Source organism: Legionella hackeliae (assembly GCF_000953655.1).
Lineage (GTDB): Bacteria > Pseudomonadota > Gammaproteobacteria > Legionellales > Legionellaceae > Tatlockia > Tatlockia hackeliae.
Map to the genome: position 1 here is coordinate 2334798 of NZ_LN681225.1, position 26371 is coordinate 2361168.

Here is a 26371-nt window from a genome sequence, read left to right on the forward strand (position 1 = left end):
TTATCCCCGCTCAACCCAGGTTTTTACGACTTGTGCTACCCGCTTGGGTTCTTTATCGACTACTTGGCGTAGTAGTGCTAGCTGTGACTCATAATCATTAGCATGAGGTAATAAATTTTGTTGTGCCTGATAGGTCAATTCAGCCTGCTCGGGTTGTTCTTCCTCTTCCCTTTTTTGCCCTATCAAGGATTTAAATAATGGTCTAAAGAGTCCAAAGACTAACGCTAATATAAAAATAGCAGCACCAACCTGTTTTATTATTGACCAAAATGAATCTTTTTGCCAAAAATGAAGATCAGGAATTGGATCAATTGGCTCTGGTTTAACAAAATGACTATTCACGACATTAATACTGTCCCCACGCTTGGGATTAAGGCCTATTGCATTCGCCACTAATATTTTAATTTGCTCGACTTCAGCTTGTGTCAACGGTTTGGCTTCCATTTGTTTGGTTTTTGGATTCAAAACGTTTCGGTCATCCACCAAAACCGCTACTGTTAAACGTTTGACTGTGCCTGGCTGGTTTTTAGTGTGACTAATCGTTTTATCTAATTCGAAATTTTTTGTAGTCTGCGCTCGGTAATCATTGCCTTGAGCCGTCTCAGTCGCGTTCGTTATTTGCTTATTGTTATTATTGTTGTTCTTATTGTCCTTGTTTTGTTTTAAAGCAGCGTTAGCAGGCGGCGTGTTAGATAGAGCACCGGGAACCCCAGTGGCTGTTGCATCTACATTGTGTTTTTCTTCCATCTTCTGTTCACTTCGCAGCGACTGAGATTCTGGATTATAGGTTTCTTGAGTTTGTTCAAAGTTAGTAAAATCAATATCCGCTGAAACTTTTGCTTTAACCCGTCCAAACCCTAAAAGAGGTGTGAGAATATCTTGAATTTTTTGTACATACTGTTGTTCAAGCGTTTGTCGATATTCCATATACCGTTCGGTATTTGTAAATAACGTTTGTCCTCCACCCTCGCTTAATAACTGTCCGTTTTGATCAACCACCGTTACTTTACTGGCAGAAAGGCTTGGAATACTTGATGCAACCAAATTAATAATGGAAGCAATGGTTTGCTTTTTAATTTCCACACCCGGGTAAACATCAATAAAAACTGATGCACTTGGTTCACGATTATCTCTTACAAAGGCTGACTCACGGGGAATAGCAAGATGGACTCGTGCAGATTTAACATCATGAAATTGGCTAATAGTACGAGCAAGCTCAGTCTCCAAAGCTTGTTTATAGCGTGCATTTTCCATAAATTGGCTGGTGTTGAAGGTGCTTTTATCAGCAAAAAGTTCATAACCTGCACCACTTCCACGTGGTAATCCATCTGCAGCTAGTTTTAAACGAGCATTTTGTGCTTCATCGGTTGGTACTAATATAGTCCCTTGATTTTGATCCACTTTAAATGGGATGCCATTACGTTGCAACGAGTCAACGATGTCGGCCGCATCTCGTGTACTAATCTCGTTGTATAAAGGCATGTAGCTTGGTTCTCTTGACCATAAAACGACAGCTACACCAATTGCGACACTGGCAGCAAGCCCTAGCATCAATCCTACCTGCCGGGGAATAGATAAACTCGCAAATCTTGCAGCCGCAGTTGAAGCATTATCCGCCAATGCCATGACCCTTACTCCTGTCCCTTTAATAAGAAATCAACTTCTTTCTCAACTCCTGTTAAACAGGCATATTCATGACGTCTTGGTATGCTTGTACTAACTTATTTCTGACGCGCAAGGTAGCTTCAAACGCTAAGTTTGATTTTTGGCTGGCTACCATTACTTCACCGATACCTACTTTAGGATCGCCTGTTTCAAAACGAGCTTTTAGTGCATCGGCATTTTGTTGCAAATTATTCGTAGCATCCAATGCGTTCTGTAATACAGAACCAAACGGTAGGGCTGGTGCACCCACTTCAACAGTTCCACCCTCGGCTTTTGCCGCCATTGCTCGCAACTGGTTTAATAAAGACACTGCATTGATCTCACTCATACTCGCCCTCCTAAGACCCAAGCAATTACACACTTTACTTAATTGCATGATATTGCTTTTGGTAATTACATCTTGTAATTTCCTAATTTAAACAGAGTACCCTTCCTCACGCATTTTAGCCAATTTATAACGTAAAGTACGCTCACTAACTCCTAAAATGGTCGCAACTTGCTGACGATTCCCATTGTGCTCCTTTAATGTGCGCAGTATCAATTCAAATTCATGATTTTGCAGACTTTTCCCTTCTGTTTTCTTTATTTCAGTATTTTCCACGACTTCTTCAATTTGTTGAGGTAGCTGCAGATGTGGAACTTCGATAGTACCGTGAGTTTGTAACACTAAAGCTCGTTGCACTACGTTATCCAATTCGCGGGCATTACCAGGCCAGCTATATTCCAAAAGTGCCTTTTTAGCCTCTTCACTTAACACTGGTATGACAGGTTGGTTATTTTGGCAATGGCGACGAATCAAATAATTTGCCAAAGGAATAATGTCACAGACTCTTTCTCTTAGTGGCAACCAGTGTAAGGGAAAGACATTTAATCGGTAATATAAATCTTCGCGAAAGCGCCCCGCTTTTACTTCATCCAATAATTTTCTATTACTAGTCGCTAATACCCTTACATCAAGCTGAATTAGTTTATTTGCACCAATACGCTCTACTTCTTTTTCTTGAAGCACTCGTAATAATTTGGCTTGAAGGCTCAAACTCATCTCACTCACTTCATCAAGAAGTAAGGTCCCCCCTTGGGCTTGTTCGAATTTACCTGGGGTCGATTTATAGGCTCCAGTAAAAGCACCTTTTTCATAGCCAAATAACGTTGCTTCCAACATTTGCTCAGGAATTGCTGCACAATTAATTGCAATAAAAGGGTGCTGTTTACGAGGCGAATGATCATGAATAAAATGAGCTAATACTTCTTTGCCCGTGCCACTCTCGCCACTAATCATGACACCAACATCGGATTGTGCCACACGCAAAGCCATCGATAATAACGCCTGGCTTTTTGGATCTTGAGCAACGGGTTGACTATCATCATCCGTTGATAGTGGTTTAATGTAGCGGTTAATTTTTTCAGTAAGAGCGTGTGCGCTAAAGGGTTTTTGTAGATAATCAACAGCCCCATGACGCATCGCATCAACAGCGTCCTCAACGGAACCATGCGCTGTCATTAGAATAACCGGAACCCCTGGGTTTCGGCGTTGAATTTCAGCAAGTAATTGTTGGCCATCCAATTTATCCATGCGAATGTCGCTAAGAACGATAGCGGGACTATGACGCTCAAGCATCGCTAGTGCTTCTTTACCATCTTTGGCTGATAAATAGGAATGTCCTGCTAAATTCATCGTTTCTGCAAGCGCCTCTCGCAAAACAGGATCATCTTCAACAATCAACACATCGCTCATGGGTAAAATCCTTTGTTTAAAGTACCATTATCCTGGTAGATTAATCGTTATACAACTCCCTTGCCCTGACGAAGAATCTAGTACCACCTCTCCGTCATGGGCATTTACTACCGCATTCACGACAGCTAGCCCTAAGCCTGTTCCCTGCGCCTTTGTTGTAAAAAATGGAGCAAAGGCTTGTGATTTAACCTCGTCTGACATTCCCATGCCATTATCTGTTACTTTGATTTGTACCTTGCTTTTTTCAGGTTCTAAAATATCTACCGTAATAAAACTTGCTTTTGCCTGCAAGGCATTAATAATCAAATTCAATAAAGCACCGGTCAAAGATTCAATATGTAATAATACCTCTTTATTCCCCATTAACGTATTATTGATACTTAACTTTGCAGATTGAGCCTCTATCAAGGGTTGTGCTCTTTCCATGAGTTGATTTAACCAGTCTTGTATACGAACTGGTGAAAGTTCAATAGTTTCACCCCGTGCAAATAATAACAAGTCTTGAATTTGTTGCTCAATGCTTGCATGACACTCTTGTAATCTTAAAATCCATTGCAAACAACGACTATCCATCTCCGGATGGGCTGCTAAATGTTCTGAATACAGGATTGCAGAGGACAATGGAGTTCTTATTTGATGTGCCAATTGCGCTGTCATTCTACCTATAGACATTAGTCGATGCTGATTAGCCTTGGCTTGTTCATAAACTCGAGTGGCTGTTAAGTCAGTTAAAATAACCAACTGTCCTGGCAAATTATCCAGAGAAGAAATAGCTACACGTACTCTGCGACCATCCACTAAAGAGACTTCGTGCCCATCATCTTCTCGTGGAGCAAACGCTTGCTGGATAACTTCACGCCACGATGCACCCCGTAAATTCGCTCCTAATAAGGCCTCAGCAGCTGTATTTAGCCAAATAATTTTGCCATTCGCATTCAGTACCAAAAGACCGCAAGGCAGACTAGCCAGAATATCTTGCGCTGGTATATCAATAAACTCTTCTCGGCATAAGGACTCTTTTATCACCATGTACCCACTGGTTGATAGTTTTTTCTACTTACGACTTTAACAAAATTTATAACAAAATAAAAATGTAACTAAAAATCATGGAATTAACAATAAAGCAAGAGACGAAGTATGTTATATTTACGAACAATGAGATCAAATATTAATTAACCTCAATTTAATGATATTTAATTTTGCATTTTTTGAGTTGTATATTCATAATTTGTAACAATAGTTTGTACTCATGATATTGTAATCGCCAAGATTGACAGTACATCAAGTGACAACACGAAGAAGAGCACTATGGAATACCTACAGCAGTTATTAAATTACCTTTTACACATTGACACTTATCTCTTTTCTTTCGTCTCCAACTATGGAACATGGACTTACCTTGTTTTGTTCACCATTATTTTTTGTGAGACGGGTTTAGTGATACTGCCTTTTCTTCCTGGAGACTCTCTACTTTTTGCCAGCGGCAGTGTTGCAGCACAAACTGACTCTTCTTTAAATATTTTTTTATTGTTTGTTTTATTGGTTGTCGCTTCTATAGTGGGTAATCAACTTAATTATCTCATTGGAAGAAAAATAGGACCGCAAGTATTTACGAACAATAACTCACGATTCCTGAATAAAAAGCATTTGCAAAAAACCCATAGTTTTTATGAGAAACACGGTGGAAAAACCATCATTATGGCTCGTTTTATTCCTATTATTAGAACTTTCGCCCCCTTCGTTGCAGGAATAGGTTACATGAACCATTCCCATTTTTTCCTTTATAATTTGATTAGCGCAACACTTTGGATAGGAAGTTTGATTGGACTCGGATATTTTGTTGGAGCATTACCTATTGTGAGAGAAAATTTTACCTTGGTCATTTATGGCATCATTGTTCTTTCACTTCTACCACCAATAGTAACCTTTCTTTACCGAAAATTGTTTCCTGTCTATCAAAAAGTTAAAGAGTAACCTAAAGCCCTTACTCACTTTGAGTCTCAGTTGGCATGTGGTATGTGTACACTATAGATCATACTTAAAAGGAAAATTTGTACTTAATCAGCATTCCTGGATGCCTCGGACAAGCCGAGGCACGTAGGCGACTGTATTAGATAGCTTCTTGGAAGCCAAGGCACCTAAGCGACTGCATCAGATAGCTTCTTGGAAGCCAAGGCACCTAAGCGACTGCATCAGATAGCTTCTTGGAAGCCACGGCACGAAGGACTGCAGGTCCCCGCTAACTCCACGTGCCTCGGCTTGTCCGAGGCATCCAGTGCAGTGGCAATGAATTAGATATTTTAGAATAATTAGGATAATTGTTGAGAAACAATTTTATTTTTTCCTGTTTTTTTTGCTTTGTATAGAATTTTATCCGCAGCCGACACTATTTCCTCTAAATCATCTAAAGAAGCGGGAGGAACACATAATATACCCATGCTGATAGTGACCTCTCTTTGTTTATTATTCTTCTTAAATTGTTCTTTTATTCCTGAGCAAATTTGGATTGTTTCTTCCAGGGAAGTATCAGCAAAAATAGCAGCAAATTCGTCACCACGTATGCGAAATACTGAGTCATTAACACGTTGGGAATTCTTAATGACTCCCGCTAAATCTTTTAAAAAGACATCACCACAAGGGTGTCCAAAATTATCATTAATACTTTTAAAGTTATCAACATCGATAAATACCAGATTCAAAGGGTGTTTATTCTTTTTAGCACGACTAGATTCATCTTTTAATTTAATCTCAAAATATCTTCTGTTATAAAGCCCAGTAAGTGAATCCGTCGCTGATAGTTTTCTAATAATTTCCAGCGCTTTTTGTTGTTTTTGATTCAATTTCTTTAATTTATGAATCAAATTATCCTTTCTTTTGTTAGCGACACGCTTTCCTGAAGCAACTCTGAGGTTATTTTGGCGGTAATAATCAACATAATTATAAATAAAACAAACGTTGTCCCAAGAATAATGCGCTCGGAGTCCATAACATAAAAGTTATAAACAATGACAGGAAGAAACATAGGTAGTAAATAAGCATAATACGCAGGCAAATAGATTGATAGTGATGCCAAAGCTCCTGAAGCCATCCCTCCCAAAAGGAGAATAATAATTATCTCGTGTAACTGACTTAAGTAGGAAAAAAAATAGAAAATAGCTCACTCCCCAAATAGTTCCCATTACTGCCGTTAACAAAACAAAGATGATTTGTAATTTCTCTTGATTATGCCAATAAAGTTGTTTTTTCAGGGTGTAATAACTGAAGGCCCAGCGTGTTGCACTGACTAAAAAAACTGCAACAAACCAAACACCAATATAAAAAAGATCAATGCCGCCATACCAAAAATATATGATTCATTATTTAAACGAATCCGTGGAATTGAACGTCCCACAGGCCAAAATTCTATGTTTTTTAAATTTTCATTGAGAGTTTTATTTATATAGATTTGTAACAAAATCCCCAATAACACCAAAAATCATTGTCTATGAATAAATTAGGGACTACAGTATCCTCTTTTTAAATAGGAGGTAGTCATGTCGTTTTCTTTTTTTACCACTGCAAAAAATGTTTTTGAACAAGCTTTTGATTTAGCCCGCTATCAAGAAGAGAAAGTAACCTTTGATCCTAAAAATCCCACTCATACTAAATTACTTGAAGACTCCACCAATTTAGTTACTACCAAACTGAAAGCGTTACATTCTATCGACTCACAAATTGCAACCAGTTTTACTGTGGGTACTTTCGCCTTAGGCGTTTCTGTCCTCCTGGCTCCTTTTGGTACATTGGCTGGCATTTGTTATGCTTATGGTGCCTATCAGTTAGGTCAACGTAAAGCAGCCTATGCTGAATACACGAGTGCACTTGAGAATTTGGCCAGATGTTGCCATTGGGCATTAGGAGATGTTTCAAATCGTGATGCGAAAGTTATTAAAGAGAATTCTGCAATTAACAACATGATGAACACCTTATACCCTCTAACTAATGAAGCCCAATTACGCTTATTTATCTCTGATAATATTGAAAATGCTTATATCGAGAAATCTCAAGAGGCTAAACAGGACTTAAGCTTCATGGAGCATCATCTCAACCAGGAAGAAGCAAGACTCTATTTCAAAATTTATGGTTATAAACAAGGCAGTTTCCTCGATATTTTACAAGGTATTGGGTTTGCTATTAAAAATGGCTTTCAGGCATTTGGACAACTCTTCAGTAAAAAACCCGTAGAAGAAGTTTCAGCTCCGCTCAATACTATGTAATCTAGTCTTGGTACAGCTGCATTTTATAAAGCAGCTGTACCCTATCGATTAAGCGAGATAACCTGTTTTAAGTAACATCGATTCTAAAGTAAGACCCGGTCCAAAAGCACAACTAAATATATTCTTGCCATGATCCTGTTTTTCCAGGCTATTCCAAATTTTTTTCAATACAAAAAGAATAGTCGCTGACGACATATTGCCAAATTTGCTCAAAACTTCGTAGGAATGCTTGTTGTCTTCATAAGAAATGCTTAATGCCTCTTCGCAAGCTTGTAAAATTTTAAGCCCTCCTGGATGAATTGCGAAATAATCAATATCCTTAAATGACCAATTGACTGTCTGCAGGAGCTTTTCAGAAAATTGGGTAATACCAGACTTTATTGCTTGGGGCACATAAGAGCTTAAAACAATATCAAATCCATAATCAGCGATTTGCCATGCCATTTCCTGGCTCGTTTGCGGTACTAAATCACAATGAAACGATTCCAAACTCAGATAAATTGGATTAGTTTTCTTTCCTTGAATTAGTACTGCTGCTGCCCCATCAGCAAAAATAGCATTTGAAATCACATTTTCCATGGACTGTGCGCGTTGAAAATGGATGGTGCATAGTTCTACACAAACAACTAATACATTCGCATGTGGGTCGGCTCGACAAATTGTGTCAGCAATCTTTATCCCGTTAAAGGCACCATAGCATCCCATAAAATTAATAGCTGTTCGTTTTGTAGTAGACTGCAATTCAAGATGCTGGACGAGCTCTATATCCAAGCCAGGCGCATACATTCCTGTACAACTGACTGTAATTAGATGTGTTATCTCTATTTTATTAAACGCTAAGCCTGATAAACAATCGTTTATTGCTTGTAACGCCAATTTTAAAGCATGTTCTTTATAAAGTTGCATGCGCTTTGCTGTTGAGGGTAAAGGTGCATCTGGTTCATTTGGAAAGAAATCGAATTCACCAGGTGATTTGCAATAGTCATTGATTACACTGTATCGTTGCTCAATCCCAGAAGCTTTATATATCGCTTTTACCAAGCGCTTCTGAGCCCCTTTCAAATTGAATCCATCACAAATTAATGCCGCGATTTCTTGTTGAGAGCGTTTATAGGGAGGATTGGCAATGCCTATCGCGGTAATTGCAGGTTGCATAACAATTCCTTTTGAAAATACTGTTAAATTGCCCGATTTCTCTGGATTATTTCTTTTTAGTTTCTTTATCTAAAGTTCTTAAAAATGCTAATTTTTCAGCAATCTTCATTTCCAACCCTCTAGAAACCGGTTCATACCATCCAGGCTCTTTCATACCTTCAGGAAGATAAGTTTCACCTGCAGCATAGGCGTGGGGTTCATCATGTGCATAACGATACTCATGCCCATAACCAAGTTGCTTCATTAAACGTGTAGGTGCATTACGCAAATGAATTGGAACTTCACGTGATTTATCTTTTTTTATAAAAGCCATCGCTTCGTTATATGCTTTATAACCAGCATTGCTTTTAGGAGCAACAGCCATATAAATAACTGCCTGTGCCAGGGCAAGCTCGCCTTCAGGCGAACCAAGGCGCTCATAAGTAGCAGCGGCATCATTTGCTAATTGCATTGCACGAGGATCCGCTAAACCGATATCTTCCCATGCCATTCGAATAATGCGACGTACCAAATAGAGGGGATCGACCCCACCATCAAGCATACGGCATAACCAATAAAGGGCTGCATCAGGATGAGAACCACGAACAGATTTGTGCAAGGCAGAAATTTGATCATAAAAATTCTCTCCACCTTTATCAAAACGACGGTTTGCAGGGCTTAATGCATTCTGGATAAGTTCTACAGTGACTTCAGTAACGTCTTGATTTTGAGCAGCTGTATTGGCCTGTTCAACTAAATTCAAAAGCCTGCGGGCATCACCGTCAGCATAATCAATCAAATTGGAAATTGCGTCTTCAGTGAACTTAAGTTCGGGGAAAACTTGATTTTCAGCACGTTGCAATAATTCCCGTAAATTTACCGCAGTTAATGGCTTTAATACATACACCTGCGCACGCGACAAAAGAGCCGATATTACTTCAAAGGATGGATTTTCAGTCGTCGCTCCAATAATTGTAATCAATCCTGATTCAGTAAAGGGCAATAAAGCATCTTGTTGTGATTTATTAAAGCGATGAATTTCGTCGATAAACAGCACCGTACGACGATTTTGTTCCAAATAATGTTCAGCCTCATCAATGGCAGCACGAATATCTTTGACTCCAGATAAAACCGCCGAAAGTGCTATCCATTCGCAATCAAAAGCTTTTGCACTTAATCTGGCTAGTGTTGTTTTACCGACCCCAGGTGGCCCCCATAAAATCATCGAATGAGGGATACCTGAATCGAAAGCAACTCGTAGCGGCTTGCCTGCCCCCAATAAATGCTCCTGGCCGATTACATCATCCCAATGTGTAGGTCTTAATAATTCAGCAAGTGGAGCTTTGGGTTGCATAGTTTATAACTCATTGTTGCACCACATCAGTTCCCTTTGGTGGCTTAAATTTAAATAAGGTTGTAGCAAGCTTAGGATTTGTTTTTACATTTTTTAAATTAACAATGGTGTGTTGACCGAGTTGGTCATACATTTCAATACCACTTAAAATCTCACCAGTAAAAATTAACTTAACCCGTTGGAAATTCGCTTTATTTGATTTGGATCGCAAATCATAGAGTTGTGTTTTTCCTTTTGTTGTTGCAGTCACATCAAAATCACGAGCCACCGTATCATCATAACCACTCAAGAATAAAGCCGCAGTGCCGCCGACACCCTTTTCTTGCTTTTTAACAGTAACTTGCTCTAAATCGACATCATAAACCCATAATTTTTCACCATCAGCAATGACTAATTGCTCCATTGGATCCTTAGTTTCCCAACGAAATCGCCCTGGACGTTCAAGTGCCATTTTCCCAGAAGAGCTGGAAAGCTCTCTTTCCTTCGCTTTTACAACTTGACTAAAATTAGCACTCATACTGCGAATTGAATTTAATTTGGTCTGTAAATCTGCTGCTGAATCACTAAATACAGTGGTACTTAACAACAAAAGAACCCCCAATAAACCTATTTTTTTCATAATTAATCCTCAGTGACTGTGGAGACCAAGACATCTCTAAAACCACCATCCAATGGTCCTACAATTCCAGTACGCTCCATTTCCTCTACCAACCGTGCTGCACGGTTATAGCCAATTTTTAAACGGCGTTGTACCGCTGAAATACTAGCCTTTCTTGTCTGAATTACAAATTCAACGGCTTGATCATAAAGTGGGTCTGCCTCTTCAGTCTCTTGACCCTCTTCACCAAAACTCCCACCCTCTGAAATTTCATTGATTTGAGTAATTTCATCAATGTATTCAGGCTCGCCCCGTGCACGCCAATCATCGGCGACGCGATGCACTTCTTTGTCGTCAACAAAAGCACCATGAACACGTAGAGGTGCTCCGCTACCCGGTGCTAAATATAGCATATCTCCATGTCCTAATAATTGCTCGGCTCCCTGTTGGTCAAGAATAGTACGTGAATCTATTTTTGAAGAAACCTGGAAAGACATACGGGTTGGAATATTTGACTTAATTAATCCAGTCAACACATCAACAGATGGCCTTTGGGTAGCGAGTATTAAATGAATACCTGCAGCGCGTGCTTTTTGTGCAATACGAGCAATCAATTGTTCTACTTTTTTACCCACTACCATCATCATATCTGCCAACTCATCAATGATGACAACGATGTAAGGTAATTTCTGTAGCACTGGCGCTGTTTCTTCCATTGAATTTCCTGGTTTCCAAAGAGGATCTGTCAATGACTCACCTTTTGCCTGTGCTTCGGCTAATTTGGCATTAAAACCTGCCAGGTTCCGAACCCCTAAAGCCGCCATCAGACGATATCGACGCTCCATTTCTCCGACACACCAGCGCAAAGCACTGGCAGCTTCTTTCATATCAGTAACAACAGGGGTTAGCAAGTGAGGGATCCCATCATAAATGGATAACTCGAGCATCTTGGGATCAACCATGATTAAACGTACTTCTTCAGGCGTTGATTTAAATAAGAGACTCAAAATCATGGCATTAATACCTACTGATTTACCTGACCCTGTTGTTCCTGCGACCAGTAAATGAGGCATTTTTGCAAGATCAACGACCATAGGGTGGCCTGCAATATCAACCCCCAAAGCCAGGGCTATAGGAGAATGTGCTTGCTGGTATACATCGGCAGATAAAACCTCTGATAAACGCACCATATCCCGATGTTGATTTGGCAATTCAAGTCCTACGACTGTTTTCCCGGGAATAACCTCAACAACACGTACACTAGTAACTGATAAAGAGCGTGCTAGATCTTTAGCAAGCGCAGACAATTTACTCACCTTAATTCCTGCTGCAAGCTGTAACTCAAAACGAGTGATTACAGGACCAGGATGAACTGCAACAACATCAGCTTGAATACCAAAATCCAAAAGATGCTGTTCTACTTCACGGGACACATTTTCCAATTCCTGGTGTGTGTAGCCCCCCATATGTTTACCTTGCATCCCCTTATCAAGCAAATTGAGGGAAGGCAGGCTACCACCCATTTGAACGGCCGGATTAGGTTTGCTGGCAGGACGGGCCGGTTCTTTAATTTTAACTGGGGCAGGCGCTGGAGGAGGTGCTATCAGTTGAGGTGTGGGTAGTGATATTGCAGGAGGAGCAACGCTACTTACAGCAGGTAATGGTTCTAAAGAGGGTATCACAACCGGTGCAGACTCCATTTTTTCTTTCTTTCTGGAAAGTAAATTGCGCTCCGGTTTAACAACGGGTTGGTTTTTTTCCTGTCTTTCATTAATCTGTTTTAATCGCGCTCTTATTAAACGTGTCCCTGCCAAGGCACTGCGAATGACTCGATGCATAGCAACAGTAGTATATTCACCAATTAATTCAATCAAATGAATCCAGGAAAGACCTGTTAGCAGAGTAACCCCCACTAAAAATATAGCGGATAACAGTAATGCGGCACCTTGTGTACTGAGCGCGCCATTGAATCCATCAGCGATGAAGCTACCGAGCACTCCTCCTGCACTATGTTGTGCATCAAGTGCTAACTCAGAATCCAGGCTTAAAAGCGAACATCCGCCCAATACCATGAATACAAAGCCACTACCTCGTAATAACATAGCGGGTTTATTAATGGATTGTAATGCTCGATAATCTTTTAAAACTATCCAGGCAATATAGGCAAATACAAGTGGAATGCAGAACGAAAGATAGCCGAATACAAAATAAAGAGCATCTGCTATATAAGCCCCAACCTGTCCACCCGCATTGGTAATTTCAGTATTACTCTTACTGACATGTGTCCAATTTGGATCACTCAAATCATAGGTGATTAACGAAAGTAAGACGTAGAGTGCCAAGGTTGTCACTAAAATAAAGCCACCTTCGCTTAGTCTTTTAACTAAAAAATTCGGTAAGGCTTGCTTACGATTACCAGTCTGATTATTTGCTTGTTGTTTTGCCATAGGTATTTTATTGTTAGTTATTTTGTCATACTATTTGCCATCTTAACATAATTAATAAGGAAGGCAGATATGATAGGCAATAGCAATCACCATCGCCTCATAATTCTTGGTTCGGGTCCTGCTGGTTATACTGCTGCAGTTTATGCTGCCCGTGCAAATTTAAACCCTGTTCTAATCACCGGTATGCAACCTGGAGGTCAGTTAACTACAACGACTGAAGTCGACAACTGGCCAGGTGACATCGAAGGTTTACAAGGTCCTGCACTTATGGAACGCATGCAAAAACATGCTGAACGTTTCGAAACCAAAATCGTATTCGATCATATTGTAAAAGCAGACTTACAACAACGTCCTTTTGTATTAAAAGGTGATAGTGAGACTTATACTTGCGATGCTTTGATTATTGCAACAGGGGCTTCAGCGCGTTATTTAGGGCTTGAGTCAGAAAAATCCTACCAGGGTCGTGGTGTTTCAGCCTGCGCTACCTGTGATGGGTTTTTCTATCGTAACAAAGCGGTTTGTGTTGTTGGTGGAGGTAACACCGCGGTTGAAGAAGCTCTTTATTTATCAAATATTGCATCCTCAGTAACGCTTATTCATCGTCGCGATACATTGCGTTCTGAAAAAATATTACAAGACAAATTATTTGAAAAAGCGCGCACAGGCAATATTAAGCTGTTATGGCATCACACTTTGGAAGAAGTACTTGGTGATGATATGAAGGTTACTGGTGTTCGTGTCCATAATGTTCTTGATGGCAGTGAACAGGAATTAAAGTTTGACGGTGTGTTTATTGCTATTGGTCATGATCCCAATACAGGAATTTTTAAAGATCAATTAACCATGAAAGATGGGTACATTACTATTCGCTCAGGCTTGGAAGGGATGGCAACTGCCACTACAATTCCTGGAGTCTTTGCATGCGGCGATGTAGCTGATCATGTCTATCGCCAAGCCATTACTTCTGCCGGCTTTGGGTGTATGGCCGCTTTAGATGCAGAAAAATATTTGGACATGCTGGAGAAATAGCGATTGCTCGTGTAACGCTTCTAACAAATGATAATCTGGAGTTTCCAGATCCTGAAAATAGTGATCCACAAGGGTTACTTGCGGTAGGTGGTGATTTGTCACCAGAACGTTTGTTAGAAGCTTATCGTCGGGGCATCTTTCCCTGGTTTGAGCCAGGGTATCTCCCGCTTTGGTGGTCCCCTGATCCTCGGTTAATCTTAAAACCAAATTCTTTTAAAATATCACGCAGTTTAAAACAATCTATCAAAAAGCCTCATCGATTTACCGTTGACACAGTGTTTCCTAAAGTCATCCAGGCTTGCGCCTCTAGTGAAGGTCGGATTAATAAGACCTGGATTACTAATGAAATGCAAGAAGCCTATACTACGTTACATCTCATGGGTTATGCTCATTCTTTTGAAATATGGCAAGATAGCCACTTGGTTGGCGGCTTATATGGTATTAGCCTTGGTCGAGCATTTTTTGGTGAATCCATGTTTCATCGAACACGTGACAGCTCAAAATTAGCCATGTATTATCTTTGTAAAACCTTAAAGAATTGGCAATTTGATTTTATTGATTGTCAGCTACCCACTGAGCATTTGCAAAGTTTGGGGGCAGTAGTAATTAGTCGTAGGGAGTTTCTTGGTTTGTTGCGAAAATCATTAGAATATCCCACTCATCAAGGTCTATGGACTCATAATGTTGATGGGTAAAACCAGGATTCCCGCAATAAGCAGACAATCATTTGCTGTATGGACGCGGAATTTGGTAAACTCATTGCCATTTTTCTTAATTTAGTGCACTATTTGCGTCTTATTTGTTTATATAATGGGAGCCCCATGGCAAAAGAAGATCATATTGAGATGCTTGGTACCGTCATTGATACTCTACCAAACACAATGTTTCGGGTAGAGCTTGAGAATGGCCACATTGTAACCGCTCATATTTCAGGACGTATGCGTAAAAATTACATACGGATATTAACCGGTGACAAGGTAAAAGTAGAACTGACACCTTATGATCTGACAAAAGGCCGAATTATCTTCCGCGATAAAAACTAATCCCTCATTGCCATTTTAATGGAAGGCAGTTTTACAATTTAGTAATCCGACTGCTTCATAGGATATTCATGTGCTCGCAATACTGTCTTAGGTTTTATGAATCTGAGAGTATGCGAGCCTGTATGTAATTGCAAAGCAAAGACAGGTACCCTTATTCCCCAGCAACCATCATTTCTTTTATTAATACAGAACCACAGCGAGTAGAGTAGTTAGGATTGATGTCCGTTCCAACCGCTACGATTGCCTTAAACATGTCCTTCAGATTACTCGCAATAGTGATTTCCTCAACCGGGTATTGAAGCTCACCATTTTCCACCCAAAAACCTGAAGCTCCGCGTGAGTAATCACCGGTTAAACCATTAACACCCTGTCCCATAAGCTCGGTAACCAGGAGTCCTCTATCAATTTCTTTTAACAGCTCTTGCAAACCACCTGCGGTAGCATCAATAGTAAGATTATGCACCCCCCCACCGTTAGCAGTGGTCTTTAACCCCATGCGACGCGCTGAATAACTTCCTAATACATATTGCTGCAATATGCCGTCTTCAATAAAAATATTATTTCTTGTGGGTACTCCTTCACTGTCAAAAGGAGAACTACCCAACCCTCTTAGAAGATGCGGTTGTTCATAAATTTTAAAACCTTTGGGAAAGATTGCCTTGCCAATTGAATCCAATAAAAATGAATTTTTTCGATACAGATTACCGCCGCTCACTGCATTGATAAAACTTGAGAGCAAACCGCTCGAAATACGAGAAGAGAACAACACGGGCACTTTTTGTGTTTTTAATTGCCTTGCCCCTAATCGACTTGTCGCTCTTTCAGCTGCCGTTTTAGCAATTTGCTCTAAGGGTTGCAGGGCATTAGCATGCCTTGCTGTTGTGTATTCATAATCACGTTGCATTGTTTCGCCCTCTTTCGCAATCAAAGAGCAACTGATACCGTGACGTGTACTTTGTATAATGCCCTCTCCACCATAGGTATTGGCGAAGCCATTACAAAAGGCATGCGTTGATAAATTTACGCCATCTGAATTGCTTATGCGCTTATCCAGAGACAATGCATGACTCTCACAGGAGAGCGCCATTTCAATTGCTTCTTGAGGGGTGATGGTCCAAGGATGGTATAAATCAAGATCTGGGTATTGGGTAGTCATTAATTCCCGATCAGCTAACCCAAAACAAGGATCTTCTGCACTGACTTTGGCAATTTCACATGCCGCTGTTACTAGAGAACTCAATGCTGCAGGCGAAGTATCTGTGCTGCTCGCAGCCCCTTTTCGATTGCCAATATAGACAACAAGACTTATCCCTTTATCTTCATTAAAGGCGACTGTTTCTACTTCTCCCATGCGAACATCGACAGAAAATCCACTGTCATTATTTACCGAAACCATTGCATCAGTAGCGCCCTGTGCTTTGGCCATGTCAAGAACCTCATGCATTAATTTTGATAAATTGCTGGTTGACTTACCCTCTACTCTATTGTTATTTTCCGGTAATGTTCGCATGGTGATTTCGCCGCTATAAAAAGATGTTAACAAGGATACAAGATTAATATGTCCAGGCAAACCATTACTTCTACAAAATCGCCGGCTCGAATCATTCAATTTTTTGTCTTGTTAATCGCGTTAGTTTTCATCAATCATGTTTTAAATGCTGGCGGGTGGCGCAAATTAGCGCCAGGTATTGACTATCAAGATCTTGATGGCAATCTTTTAACGCCCTGGTCACATATTCATGCCTTTCGCATCAATTTAAAAGAGAATCGATTATCAGTAATTACTGCCTCTGATTTATCAAAAGAACATGCCTCTGTGGATGAGTATGCGCAACACTCACAAGCATTAATTACCATTAATGGCGGTTTTTTTGATAATAACTATAAACCTTTAGGATTAAGAATTGGAAATAAGCGGCAAAAGGCGCCTCTTAAAAACATTAGTTGGTGGGGTATTTTCTATATCAAGAATCAAAAACCCTATCTTACCAACGTAAGCCAGTTGCGATCTAACAGTCAAATTGATTTTGCGGTCCAGAGTGGTCCAAGATTACTTGTCAACAGTCGTATTCCCCCGTTAAAGCCGGGTAGAGCTGAACGTTCTGCCTTAGGAATCACCCACGATGGTCGGGTTATTATTCTGGTCACGGATAATCTTCCTCTTTCAACAACCGAATTGGCGCAATTGATGAAAGCTCCTCCATTAAATTGTCAAAATGCTCTGAATCTCGATGGGGGTAGCTCGAGTCAGTTGAAAGCTCAATTGGCTTCCTTCCAACTCGAAGTACATGGCTTTTCTAATGTAAGCGATGCCATTATTGTAAAGCCACGTCATTAAGTAGTAGCTACTTATCTTTCATTTCTGCAGGCATATCAGCCATGTTCATGAAAAAAGGCTCCCAAATATGACCATTAATATCTTGAAATGCTCGCCCATACATCCATCGATAATCTTGCGTAGGACGGTACTCTTTACCTCCTGCTGCTATAGCTTTTTCCATCATTTCATCGACCTGGGCACGACTTTCAAGTAACAATGCCACTAAAACCTCTTTAGTTCTCATCGCATCATTTATTTCATGATGAGGAATAAAATTTTTAAAGAAACTTTCAACCAATAACATCACAAAATTATTTTTACCTACGATCATGCAAGTCGCATTTTCATCAGTAAATTGTGGATTGAAAGAAAATCCTAGTTTAGTAAAAAACTCAATCGTTTTATGTAAATCATTTACGGGTAAATTGACAAACATTTTTCCATCTTCGTGTTCTAACATGTGTTCTCCAATTCATTTAATGTAATAGGTTACAAAAGTATCCCTAACAATTAAAGCAAGAGGAGTATTTAGAGACACATTTAAAAACGATTAAAACCAAAGTAGTAGATTTATGCACACGCTTTCCTGAGAGTAAAGCAGCTGAAGCGGCTTTATCGATTCAATGCACTTTACAGCAGAATATTGAACAATTTTTCTCCTATCCTCAGGCCATTGATCAAGAAACCTTTCTAAAGAACTGTAGGGGAGCACTAACAAAGGCACGCCACGTATTTAAAGAACATCGAGGATGGGTTCAAATTCTTGCTAATGTAGGACTCGCAATTGGCCTATTAGGTATTGGTTATCTTTGCTTTGGACTGTATGAGATGTCCCAGAACCGGGAGTTTGTTTTTTTCAAAGTTAAAACAGATTCGACTAAAAAACTTGATGAGTTTGAAACGAGCTTAAATCGCATAACCTCTTCGTCCTAATGTTTGTTTTTCAGAGAATAAAATGATGCTCCTTGTTGGTTTTTACACTGTGAACTATCAATTTCATTGTTTTTAAGAAATGATTCTATTTCTGCATAATCATTAAAATAAGTTACCGTTCTTGATTTCCCATATTGACCTGGTGCCGTTGCGAAATAATAAAATTGATTCTTATTGGTTCGAATAAACTTTCCAGGAGCACACACAAAATCATTAGCCTGAGCGGTATAATAAGCAGTTTCTTGATCAGTATATTTTTTATTTATTTTCCCTATTTGAAAACTTACATATAAAAGAGGTAGCAAACCTAGTAATGGAATCAATAAAATGGATAATGAACTCGTGAAATCACCGCTAAGGCGCGCTCGTCTGGACAAATAAAGTGCCCCGAAAACGATAAACGGGTATAGCCACATATAGTAACCCCAGATTTTTAGATAAAACGGGCTACTCCTCACCTCACCTGCAGCACCTCCACCACACAATCCCTCGTAGCAAACATAAGAAATAAATGCATAGGGGATAACCAACAACGATAACCAAACTAAAATTAATAAGACAGTACGCAAAAAATGATACATGCCCCCTCTCCTTATAATTAGCTTGCCTTAGATATTACTTTCATTTATAAATTTAATTTAATTTTAGCCCACCTCTTTTGGTACGACGCAACCACGCTTTTAGTTAGCAAGAATTAAATCGTTAACATTTTATCCACAGCTTATACCCATATTATTCTCTTGATTTTTAAAAAAAACACAATATATAGTTATTGTGCTTTTCAAAATAACCAGATATTGTGTTTTTAGGGTTGTGCTTTAGGGTAATTTATTCTATATTTTAGTTATGGGCTAACGTTAGTTTCATGGATTGGAAACTAATAGAGTTCTCATACACAATACCTTCTGTGGAGAAAACATGTCTGAAATTCTTGAGCCGGTAAGAGATGTGCCGCAAATAAGTCAAGTTGAATTGACCGCTAATGCTCCAGGTTTACTAAAAACTATCAAGCGTAACGGTAAGGTCGTTCAATATGACGACAATAAAATTAAAGTTGCCATCACCAAGGCATTTATTGCTGTTGAAGGTAGTAATGCTGCTGCCTCTAATCGTATTCATCAGCAAGTTAATGACATCACGCAACAGGTTACACAAGCATTTAAACGCCGTTTACCCAGTGGTGGCGCTGTTCATATCGAAGATATTCAAGACCAAGTTGAACTTGCCTTAATGCGTAGCAGTCATTATGAAGTTGCACGCGCTTATGTACTTTATCGTGAAGAACATCGTAAGGCCCGTGAAGTTGCTCTTAAAGAACAGGCACGTGATGCTAAAGTTCCATTAATTACTATGCCCAATGGGGATGTCAAACCCTTAGACATGGCGCGAGTAACCACCATTGTTGAAGAAGCTTGCCGAGAGCTTGAAAATGTTAAAGCGGAGCCTGTTATTAAGGATGCTCTGCGGAATCTTTACAACCAAGCCAAGTTGGAGGATGTTCACAAAGCCTTGATTATGGCAGCTCGAACTTTGGTAGAAAGAGAACCTAACTATACTTCTGTTAGTGCCCGCTTACTACTCGACAGCTTACGCTCAGAAGCACTTAATAAGTTGGACATGCAAGCTGAAGCTACATTTGACGAAATGGCAGCCCTTTATCCAGTTTATTTCAAAGCTTACATTGCCCAAGGTATCAACCAGGGGCTTCTAGATCATAAACTCAGTGAATTTGATTTGGATGCACTCGGTAAAGCCTTGCTCCCCCAACGTGACATGCAATTCACTTACCTGAGTTTGCAAACACTTTATGATCGGTATTTCCTTCATGAAAATGGAATTCGCTATGAATTACCTCAAGCATTTTTCATGCGTGTGGCTATGGGGCTCGCTATTCGCGAGGAATATAAAACTGAGAAGGCAATTGAATTCTATCTGCTATTGTCCTCGTTTGATTACATGTCTTCCACACCAACGCTCTTTAACTCAGGTACCGTAAGACCTCAATTATCCAGTTGTTATTTAACAACAGTCCCTGATGATTTGGATGGTATTTACAGTGCAATTAAAGATAATGCTTTACTGTCAAAATTTGCAGGAGGTCTGGGTAATGACTGGACACCTGTAAGAGCAATGGGTGCACACATTCAAGGTACCAATGGTAAATCACAAGGTGTTGTTCCCTTCTTGAATGTAGCCGATGCAACAGCAGTAGCAGTAAATCAAGGAGGTAAACGTAAAGGGGCTGTTTGCGCCTACCTCGAATGTTGGCACCGTGATGTAGAAGAATTTCTGGAGTTACGTAAGAATACCGGTGATGACAGACGTCGTACTCACGACATGAATACAGCACTTTGGATTCCTGATTTATTCATGAAGAGAGTACATGAAGATGGTGAATGGACCTTATTTTCTCCTGATGAAGTACCAGAATTACATGATGAATACGGTAAAACCTTTGAATTGATGTACGCCAGATGTGAAGAAAAAGCACGTCATGGCGAAATTAAGAATGTTAAAACAGTTCAAGCAGTTAAATTGTGGCGTAAAATGCTCTCTATGCTGTTTGAAACTGGACATCCCTGGTTAACATTTAAAGATCCATGTAACTTGCGCTCGCCACAGCAACATGCAGGTGTTATTCATAGCTCTAACTTATGTACAGAAATTACTTTGAATACATCCGAAGAAGAAATTGCTGTTTGTAACCTGGGTAGTGTTAATCTTCCTGCGCACATTATTAACGGTCAATTAGACACTCAAAAACTAAAACGTACTATTACTACTGCGGTACGTATGTTGGATAACGTCATTGATATTAACTATTACTCTGTGCCTCAAGCACGTCATTCCAACTTGCAACATCGTCCAATTGGCTTAGGTTTAATGGGCTTTCAAGATGCACTTTATGAATTAAAAATTAATTATGCATCTCAGGAGGCAGTTGACTTTGCTGATACCTCAATGGAATTAATCAGTTACTTTGCCATTGAAGCGTCTTGTGAATTAGCGAAGGAACGCGGTAACTATTCCAGCTACGAAGGTTCATTATGGAGCAAAGGGATTCTACCCATTGATTCTATCAATTTATTGCAGCAATCTCGTAATAAATACCTTGAGCAAGATCGTTCACAACGTCTTGATTGGGAAAGCCTGCGTGTTAAGGTACGTACACAAGGCATGCGTAACTCCAATGTGATGGCAATTGCTCCTACTGCAACAATTTCCAACATATGTGGTGTTTCACAATCTATCGAACCTACCTACCAAAACCTCTATGTGAAATCAAACTTGTCCGGTGAATTCACGGTTATCAATCCTTATCTCGTTGCTGATTTGAAAGCAATGAACCTTTGGGATGAGGTCATGGTTAATGATTTGAAATACTTCAATGGTAGTGTGCAACCTATTAGTCGTATCCCTAACGAATTAAAAGCGCGATACGCCACAGCGTTTGAACTTGATCCAGTCTGGTTAGTTGAAGCCGCGTCAAGACGGCAGAAATGGATTGATCAAGCACAGTCATTGAATATTTATATGGCAAAACCATCAGGGAAAAAACTTGATCAGCTCTACAAGCTTGCATGGATACGTGGTCTTAAAACCACTTATTACCTGCGTAGTATGGGAGCTACTAATGCTGAAAAATCAACGATTACTGATGGGGCACTTAATGCAGTCAAACTAGAAGACGAACCCAAAGTCTGTTCCATTTTGGACCCTGACTGCGAAGCATGCCAATAAGAGGAGAATTGAATGTCAAATAATGTAGAATCAGTTGCAACAGCACCCAAACATATGGGTGCTACTGGCCTAGAGTTATTAGAAATGGGAGCCGGACGCATTCATGTTGATGATAAGCAAATTATTAACTGTCGTGCCGATTTAAACCAGCTGGTTCCTTTTAAATACAAATGGGCTTGGGACAAATATTTAGCCGCTTGTGCGAACCATTGGATGCCCAACGAAATTAATATGAGTGCCGATGTGGCTCTATGGAAAGATCCCAACGGATTGACTGCTGATGAACGTTTGATCGTCTTGCGTAATTTGGGCTTTTTTTCAACAGCAGATTCCTTGGTTGCGAATAATCTAGTATTAGCTGTTTATCGTCATATCACCAATCCAGAATGTCGTCAGTACCTATTACGTCAGGCTTTCGAAGAGGCCTTACATACGCATGCCTATCAATATATTATTGAAAGTTTAGGTTTGGATGAGGCTGCTGTATTTAATATGTACCGAGAGATCCCCTCTGTTGCAAGAAAAGCATCTTGGGCCTTACCTTTCACTCAAAGTTTGGGAGATCCGAATTTCCATACTGGAACTTTAGAGGACGATCAGCGCTTATTGCGTGATTTAATTGCTTTCTATGTAGTTTTTGAAGGTATTTTCTTCTATGTTGGCTTTACCCAAATTTTATCCATGGGTAGACGCAACAAAATGGTTGGTACATCTGAACAATTCCAGTACATCTTGCGGGATGAGTCTATGCATATGAACTTTGGTATTGACGTGATTAACCAAATTAAAATTGAGAATCCACAATTGTGGACTCCTGAATTTAAAGAAGAAATCATTCAGCTTGTTAAAGAAGGGGTAGCATTAGAATATCAATATGCCCACGATACAATGCCTCATGGTATTTTGGGTATGAACGCCGAGATGTTCGAAGAATATCTCCATTTCATCGCAAACCGCCGTCTTACCCAGATCGGTCTACCTGAGCAATACCCTGGTGCGGAAAATCCCTTCCCCTGGATGAGTGAAATGATGGACCTGAAAAAAGAGAAAAATTTCTTTGAAACCCGTGTGATTGAATATCAAGCTGGGGGCACATTAAGCTGGGAAGATGAAGATTAATAGTAAAACTTATACCGCGGCGCCGTCCGCGGTATATATTCATTCAAGAACCGTCTACAACCAAAAAATATTCACATAAAGATACAACAACGACATCCCTACTACAGGAACAATAACAAACCCAAGAAATACAAGGATCTGTGTTCTATTTTCTGGAGAAGCATTATAAAATTTTTTTAATCGTTGAAATATTGACATGCCCTTTCCAATAAATGGCCACAGCTATTAGTATAAACTAATTAGGTGTTAAGGGCTGGACTATCATTAACTTTAAATTTTAGGAAGATTTAGTCGGTAATTGATTGTTTTCTTCCTCTAAAGAACGATCAACATTCTGCAAAGCTTGAGTTGTCTTTAATCCGAAAAAGCTAAAAATACGATGTTCTGATAAAGCAGTACGCACCCCAGTATCAAGACGCACATCTGAAGATTTAACTTTGGCTTGTTCTAAAGCCTGTTCAATTTTAGTTGCCTTACTTTTAGCACCCAAACTGAAGAAACCAGTCGCATTTCTTAAACGTAATATTTCTTGCTCAATAGCGGCAACACCCTTTACATTCCTTAAATAGGAAGGAGTACTTGTACCATCATTTATGAGTTTGCTTTGATGACCTGAAACAGTATCTTCCTTTGCAACTCCACTTGGAGAAGTTCCCTTCACATGATCATCAACAGGAATCAAAGGAGCATCATTATCCTTATTAGAAGATGCAATCGAGGTCGCGACACAAGAAACGTCGCTATCCTTCTTAGAGCCTATAACAGAGACAGCATGAGAGGCTTTCTCAGAAGCAGACGATGCCTGTGATGTTTTGGTGGATTGTATAGCAACACCATCCTCTTCATCACTCAGTGGATCATCCTCATAATCGCTCTGCAGATCATCTTCATTGTCCTCATTCACATAGGAATCATCCACATAGGAATCATCTTCAAATAGATCTCCACGTTTTCCATTCTCTTGATAAAGCTCAACGTCTTTATCACTTCCAGAATCTAAAGAATCCAGGAAATATTGATTAATTGCAGCCCAATCATCTTCAATGTTGGTAAGCTCACTATCCGGTACTTGTTGGAGTAAGGTATAGTGCTCCTTTCTTAGTTGCAGAACTTGAAGTTTATACACTTCAGTGGAGCATGACTTATATTCGACCAAATGTGGTGGAAGTTGAAATTTGTCGTCTAACGAAGCAATCCAATCAGGGTTGTTCAATGCATAATTAACAAATTCAACACTTATTGGGCCACATGAAACAAGAACCCCTCCATCTTTATCCGAAGTTTGGACCTCATAAGGACAGAGAACTAAATCCATTCCACCCACACGATTCACTTCTGGTAACTGGAGGCGTTTTTTTGCACGTTGTTTTGCCTCTTCATCAGGATATCCTACCGGATTAAAGAAAAATAAGGTTACTTTAGAATCAGCTTCTCTACGAAAAATTCCGGCTGTATAATGCGCGCCGCCTAATTCTGGCTTAATAATAAAAGGAAAGTACAGTTTATTGGATAGTAGAAACTTGCGTTTGGCAATCGTCATTAACTTATCAAAAGAAACGAATCCTCCAGTATCAAAAAACACATAAGGCGCAAGAAAATCCTCTTTCTTTTCCTTGGGCAGTGCTTGATACAACGCCCATAGCATTCGGATAACATCCTCATTATGATACCAAGTTTTAAAATCGGTACCATTTTCGATTTTATCACCCTCTTCGCTCTTGCGAGTTGTAAAATTCTCTTGGGCTTTAGTTACATCTGCTGTGGGGGCAGAAGCTTTAGTCCCTACTTCAAATTGTTCTTTTGCCATAATAATCAAACCAATGAGATCAGAAAAAACAATGTCTTCACTGAGGGAATAGAAATAATCTAATTTTAATACATAATAATTAAGTCAAGATTAAGAGGAAAGAAAAATGATACAGGCGTGAATCTTTCATGGGCCGTTTCCCCATCACTTGAGGCTCTGAGTAGAGGCACTTAATAACACGATCAGTAATAATTAATCCCAATGAGCTATATTATTAACGAATAACTCGCTTAAACTATTTTCAAATGGATTTTATGGAAAATTCTACATGTTTTTTTTCTCGACACAAAAAGGGGCAGTTGTCCTACACTGAATTTGGCGATCGTCAAGGATATCCGATTATTTTTGCTCATGGCTCTCCTGGGTGTCATGTAGAAGGCTCTCTTTTCGATGCAGAAGCAAAAAACTTTGGTTTTCGTTTTATTGTGCTTGATCGACCTGGAATGGGGTACTCTGATTTTGACCCTGCGCAAACCATGCTGGATTATCCATTGGATGTTAAAGCACTAGCAGAACTGCTGGGTCTAAAACGCTTTGGTGTCATGGGCTGGTCTGGCGGTGGGGCGCCGACTATGGCCTGCGGATATGTTATTCCGGATCTCCTTGATTTTTGTATCATACTGGCGGGATATACAGCCCTTGATACTCCTGAACTGGTCACGTTACTTCCCAAAGCCGATCAATTCGGTTATAGGTTACTCGATAGACCTTGGTTATTTAACAGTATGTTCTGGTTAATGCAATATATGGTTAAATTGACTCCAGGCAGATATTACGAGGTTATCAAAAAAGCTGTCAACAAATCAGATCTTACTATCCTTACGGCCCCTGTCAATCAACAACTTTTTATGCTGGATCAACTCCGTTGTTTTACAAAGGGCTATCAAGGCACCGCATTGGATGCGCGTTTGACTTACCAGCCATGGAACTATGATATACGGGATATTAAGACTCGAATTGATATTTTTCACGGCACCAATGACAAGATTGTGCCCTTTGCTTTTGCACAACGTAACGCGTCTCTGATAAAAAATTGCTATCTGCACCCATTGGAAAATCAAGGCCACTTATTCCCTTTTTCGCAGCAAAAGTTGATTTTTGAGCAAGCAAAAGTGTGTGAACAATTATCAACAGCAACCTAAGCATTGAAAAGTTGAGGCGAAAAGTGCCCAAACTTATCTAAAAATTTG

At 39.8% G+C, this 26371-nt stretch carries 23 protein-coding genes; 9 read left to right on the forward strand and 14 right to left on the reverse strand.

Translation table 11 applies throughout. From position 1 onward, the window contains the following. The 4 genes from fliF to LHA_RS10345 all read right to left on the reverse strand — a co-directional run bounded on the left by fliF (window position 1) and on the right by LHA_RS10345 (window position 4429). Window positions 1–1626 carry a flagellar basal-body MS-ring/collar protein FliF gene (gene fliF / locus LHA_RS10330; protein ID WP_045106475.1) on the reverse strand — a complete coding sequence of 542 codons (1626 nt, stop codon included), beginning with the start codon at window positions 1624–1626 and terminating at the stop codon, window positions 1–3. A 52-nt stretch (window positions 1627–1678) separates the two neighbouring features. Further along, complete coding sequence (gene fliE, locus LHA_RS10335; RefSeq protein WP_045106476.1) at window positions 1679–1993, reverse strand: flagellar hook-basal body complex protein FliE; 315 nt, start codon at window positions 1991–1993, stop codon at window positions 1679–1681. 87 nt (window positions 1994–2080) lie between these two features. Further along, window positions 2081–3400, reverse strand: coding sequence for a sigma-54-dependent transcriptional regulator (locus tag LHA_RS10340; protein WP_045106477.1), 1320 nt, complete (start codon window positions 3398–3400; stop codon window positions 2081–2083). A gap of 27 nt (window positions 3401–3427) precedes the next feature. Beyond that, complete coding sequence (locus LHA_RS10345) at window positions 3428–4429, reverse strand: sensor histidine kinase (RefSeq protein ID WP_045106478.1); 1002 nt, start codon at window positions 4427–4429, stop codon at window positions 3428–3430. 279 nt (window positions 4430–4708) lie between these two features. On the opposite strand from LHA_RS10345, the gene LHA_RS10350 reads away from it, so the two are divergent. Further along, window positions 4709–5374, forward strand: a complete 666-nt coding sequence (locus LHA_RS10350) for a DedA family protein (RefSeq protein WP_045106479.1) — start codon at window positions 4709–4711, stop codon at window positions 5372–5374. A gap of 335 nt (window positions 5375–5709) precedes the next feature. Here the strand turns inward: LHA_RS10350 and LHA_RS16105 are convergent, their stop codons facing one another. Continuing rightward, the gene (locus LHA_RS16105; protein ID WP_158644245.1) at window positions 5710–6240 is read right to left on the reverse strand and encodes a GGDEF domain-containing protein; all 531 of its coding nucleotides are present in this window, start codon (window positions 6238–6240) and stop codon (window positions 5710–5712) included. A 693-nt stretch (window positions 6241–6933) separates the two neighbouring features. Here LHA_RS16105 and LHA_RS10365 point away from each other — a divergent pair. Further along, window positions 6934–7656 carry a hypothetical protein gene (locus LHA_RS10365; RefSeq protein WP_045106481.1) on the forward strand — a complete coding sequence of 241 codons (723 nt, stop codon included), beginning with the start codon at window positions 6934–6936 and terminating at the stop codon, window positions 7654–7656. Window positions 7657–7704: 48 nt separating this feature from the next. Here the strand turns inward: LHA_RS10365 and LHA_RS10370 are convergent, their stop codons facing one another. The 4 genes from LHA_RS10370 to LHA_RS10385 are packed head-to-tail and all read right to left on the reverse strand — an operon-like array spanning window position 7705 to window position 13189. Then, window positions 7705–8811: a type III polyketide synthase gene (locus LHA_RS10370; RefSeq protein WP_045106482.1), complete on the reverse strand. Its 1107-nt coding sequence runs from the start codon at window positions 8809–8811 to the stop codon at window positions 7705–7707. 46 nt (window positions 8812–8857) lie between these two features. Further along, window positions 8858–10144, reverse strand: coding sequence for a replication-associated recombination protein A (locus tag LHA_RS10375; RefSeq protein WP_045106483.1), 1287 nt, complete (start codon window positions 10142–10144; stop codon window positions 8858–8860). Between the two features lie 10 nt (window positions 10145–10154). Continuing rightward, window positions 10155–10763 (reverse strand): outer membrane lipoprotein chaperone LolA, encoded by a 609-nt coding sequence (lolA, locus tag LHA_RS10380; protein WP_045106484.1) that lies wholly within the window; start codon window positions 10761–10763, stop codon window positions 10155–10157. Window positions 10764–10765: 2 nt separating this feature from the next. Continuing rightward, the gene (locus tag LHA_RS10385; protein WP_045106485.1) at window positions 10766–13189 is read right to left on the reverse strand and encodes a DNA translocase FtsK; all 2424 of its coding nucleotides are present in this window, start codon (window positions 13187–13189) and stop codon (window positions 10766–10768) included. A gap of 69 nt (window positions 13190–13258) precedes the next feature. On the opposite strand from LHA_RS10385, the gene trxB reads away from it, so the two are divergent. The 3 genes from trxB (at window position 13259) to infA (ending at window position 15261) form a co-directional block, all read left to right on the forward strand. Then, window positions 13259–14218 carry a thioredoxin-disulfide reductase gene (gene trxB / locus LHA_RS10390; protein ID WP_045106486.1) on the forward strand — a complete coding sequence of 320 codons (960 nt, stop codon included), beginning with the start codon at window positions 13259–13261 and terminating at the stop codon, window positions 14216–14218. A gap of 2 nt (window positions 14219–14220) precedes the next feature. Next, entirely contained in the window at window positions 14221–14913 is a 693-nt protein-coding gene (gene aat, locus LHA_RS10395; RefSeq protein WP_045107533.1) for a leucyl/phenylalanyl-tRNA--protein transferase, read from the forward strand. A gap of 126 nt (window positions 14914–15039) precedes the next feature. Beyond that, entirely contained in the window at window positions 15040–15261 is a 222-nt protein-coding gene (gene infA, locus LHA_RS10400; protein ID WP_044011715.1) for a translation initiation factor IF-1, read from the forward strand. A 151-nt stretch (window positions 15262–15412) separates the two neighbouring features. On the opposite strand, the gene pmbA is transcribed toward infA, so the two are convergent. Further along, window positions 15413–16771: a metalloprotease PmbA gene (gene pmbA / locus LHA_RS10405; protein WP_045107534.1), complete on the reverse strand. Its 1359-nt coding sequence runs from the start codon at window positions 16769–16771 to the stop codon at window positions 15413–15415. Window positions 16772–16819: 48 nt separating this feature from the next. On the opposite strand from pmbA, the gene LHA_RS10410 reads away from it, so the two are divergent. Further along, window positions 16820–17599, forward strand: coding sequence for a phosphodiester glycosidase family protein (locus tag LHA_RS10410; protein ID WP_045106487.1), 780 nt, complete (start codon window positions 16820–16822; stop codon window positions 17597–17599). A 7-nt stretch (window positions 17600–17606) separates the two neighbouring features. Here the strand turns inward: LHA_RS10410 and LHA_RS10415 are convergent, their stop codons facing one another. Together LHA_RS10415 and LHA_RS10420 are read right to left on the reverse strand one after the other, a co-directional pair. After that, window positions 17607–18041 carry a VOC family protein gene (locus LHA_RS10415; protein ID WP_045106488.1) on the reverse strand — a complete coding sequence of 145 codons (435 nt, stop codon included), beginning with the start codon at window positions 18039–18041 and terminating at the stop codon, window positions 17607–17609. Window positions 18042–18510: 469 nt separating this feature from the next. Continuing rightward, window positions 18511–19095, reverse strand: coding sequence for a hypothetical protein (locus LHA_RS10420; RefSeq protein ID WP_045106489.1), 585 nt, complete (start codon window positions 19093–19095; stop codon window positions 18511–18513). Window positions 19096–19432: 337 nt separating this feature from the next. Between LHA_RS10420 and LHA_RS10425 the strand changes: the two genes are divergently transcribed. Further along, window positions 19433–22255 carry a ribonucleoside-diphosphate reductase subunit alpha gene (locus tag LHA_RS10425; RefSeq protein WP_045106490.1) on the forward strand — a complete coding sequence of 941 codons (2823 nt, stop codon included), beginning with the start codon at window positions 19433–19435 and terminating at the stop codon, window positions 22253–22255. A gap of 12 nt (window positions 22256–22267) precedes the next feature. Then, window positions 22268–23374 carry a ribonucleotide-diphosphate reductase subunit beta gene (locus LHA_RS10430; RefSeq protein ID WP_045106491.1) on the forward strand — a complete coding sequence of 369 codons (1107 nt, stop codon included), beginning with the start codon at window positions 22268–22270 and terminating at the stop codon, window positions 23372–23374. Window positions 23375–23428: 54 nt separating this feature from the next. Here the strand turns inward: LHA_RS10430 and LHA_RS17070 are convergent, their stop codons facing one another. Next, window positions 23429–23572 carry a hypothetical protein gene (locus tag LHA_RS17070; RefSeq protein WP_172480805.1) on the reverse strand — a complete coding sequence of 48 codons (144 nt, stop codon included), beginning with the start codon at window positions 23570–23572 and terminating at the stop codon, window positions 23429–23431. Between the two features lie 79 nt (window positions 23573–23651). Continuing rightward, window positions 23652–25181, reverse strand: coding sequence for a hypothetical protein (locus LHA_RS10435; RefSeq protein ID WP_045106492.1), 1530 nt, complete (start codon window positions 25179–25181; stop codon window positions 23652–23654). Between the two features lie 245 nt (window positions 25182–25426). Between LHA_RS10435 and LHA_RS10440 the strand changes: the two genes are divergently transcribed. After that, complete coding sequence (locus LHA_RS10440; protein WP_045106493.1) at window positions 25427–26323, forward strand: alpha/beta fold hydrolase; 897 nt, start codon at window positions 25427–25429, stop codon at window positions 26321–26323. Window positions 26324–26371 lie beyond the last annotated feature (48 nt).

Bases quoted from the DNA above. Each gene is read 5' to 3' on its own strand.
- LHA_RS10385 (WP_045106485.1), bottom strand. From the start codon at position 13,189: ATGGCAAAACAACAAGCAAATAATCAGACTGGTAATCGTAAGCAAGCC.
- LHA_RS10430 (WP_045106491.1), top strand. From the start codon at position 22,268: ATGTCAAATAATGTAGAATCAGTTGCAACAGCACCCAAACATATGGGT.
- trxB (WP_045106486.1), top strand. From the start codon at position 13,259: ATGATAGGCAATAGCAATCACCATCGCCTCATAATTCTTGGTTCGGGT.
- lolA (WP_045106484.1), bottom strand. From the start codon at position 10,763: ATGAAAAAAATAGGTTTATTGGGGGTTCTTTTGTTGTTAAGTACCACT.
- LHA_RS10375 (WP_045106483.1), bottom strand. From the start codon at position 10,144: ATGCAACCCAAAGCTCCACTTGCTGAATTATTAAGACCTACACATTGG.
- fliE (WP_045106476.1), bottom strand. From the start codon at position 1,993: ATGAGTGAGATCAATGCAGTGTCTTTATTAAACCAGTTGCGAGCAATG.
- LHA_RS10340 (WP_045106477.1), bottom strand. From the start codon at position 3,400: ATGAGCGATGTGTTGATTGTTGAAGATGATCCTGTTTTGCGAGAGGCG.
- LHA_RS10415 (WP_045106488.1), bottom strand. From the start codon at position 18,041: ATGTTAGAACACGAAGATGGAAAAATGTTTGTCAATTTACCCGTAAAT.
- LHA_RS17070 (WP_172480805.1), bottom strand. From the start codon at position 23,572: ATGTCAATATTTCAACGATTAAAAAAATTTTATAATGCTTCTCCAGAA.
- LHA_RS10425 (WP_045106490.1), top strand. From the start codon at position 19,433: ATGTCTGAAATTCTTGAGCCGGTAAGAGATGTGCCGCAAATAAGTCAA.
- LHA_RS10440 (WP_045106493.1), top strand. From the start codon at position 25,427: ATGGATTTTATGGAAAATTCTACATGTTTTTTTTCTCGACACAAAAAG.
- pmbA (WP_045107534.1), bottom strand. From the start codon at position 16,771: ATGCGAACATTACCGGAAAATAACAATAGAGTAGAGGGTAAGTCAACC.
- LHA_RS10410 (WP_045106487.1), top strand. From the start codon at position 16,820: ATGTCCAGGCAAACCATTACTTCTACAAAATCGCCGGCTCGAATCATT.
- LHA_RS10370 (WP_045106482.1), bottom strand. From the start codon at position 8,811: ATGCAACCTGCAATTACCGCGATAGGCATTGCCAATCCTCCCTATAAA.
- LHA_RS10350 (WP_045106479.1), top strand. From the start codon at position 4,709: ATGGAATACCTACAGCAGTTATTAAATTACCTTTTACACATTGACACT.
- LHA_RS10435 (WP_045106492.1), bottom strand. From the start codon at position 25,181: ATGGCAAAAGAACAATTTGAAGTAGGGACTAAAGCTTCTGCCCCCACA.
- infA (WP_044011715.1), top strand. From the start codon at position 15,040: ATGGCAAAAGAAGATCATATTGAGATGCTTGGTACCGTCATTGATACT.
- fliF (WP_045106475.1), bottom strand. From the start codon at position 1,626: ATGGCATTGGCGGATAATGCTTCAACTGCGGCTGCAAGATTTGCGAGT.
- LHA_RS10345 (WP_045106478.1), bottom strand. From the start codon at position 4,429: ATGGTGATAAAAGAGTCCTTATGCCGAGAAGAGTTTATTGATATACCA.
- LHA_RS10365 (WP_045106481.1), top strand. From the start codon at position 6,934: ATGTCGTTTTCTTTTTTTACCACTGCAAAAAATGTTTTTGAACAAGCT.
- LHA_RS10420 (WP_045106489.1), bottom strand. From the start codon at position 19,095: ATGTATCATTTTTTGCGTACTGTCTTATTAATTTTAGTTTGGTTATCG.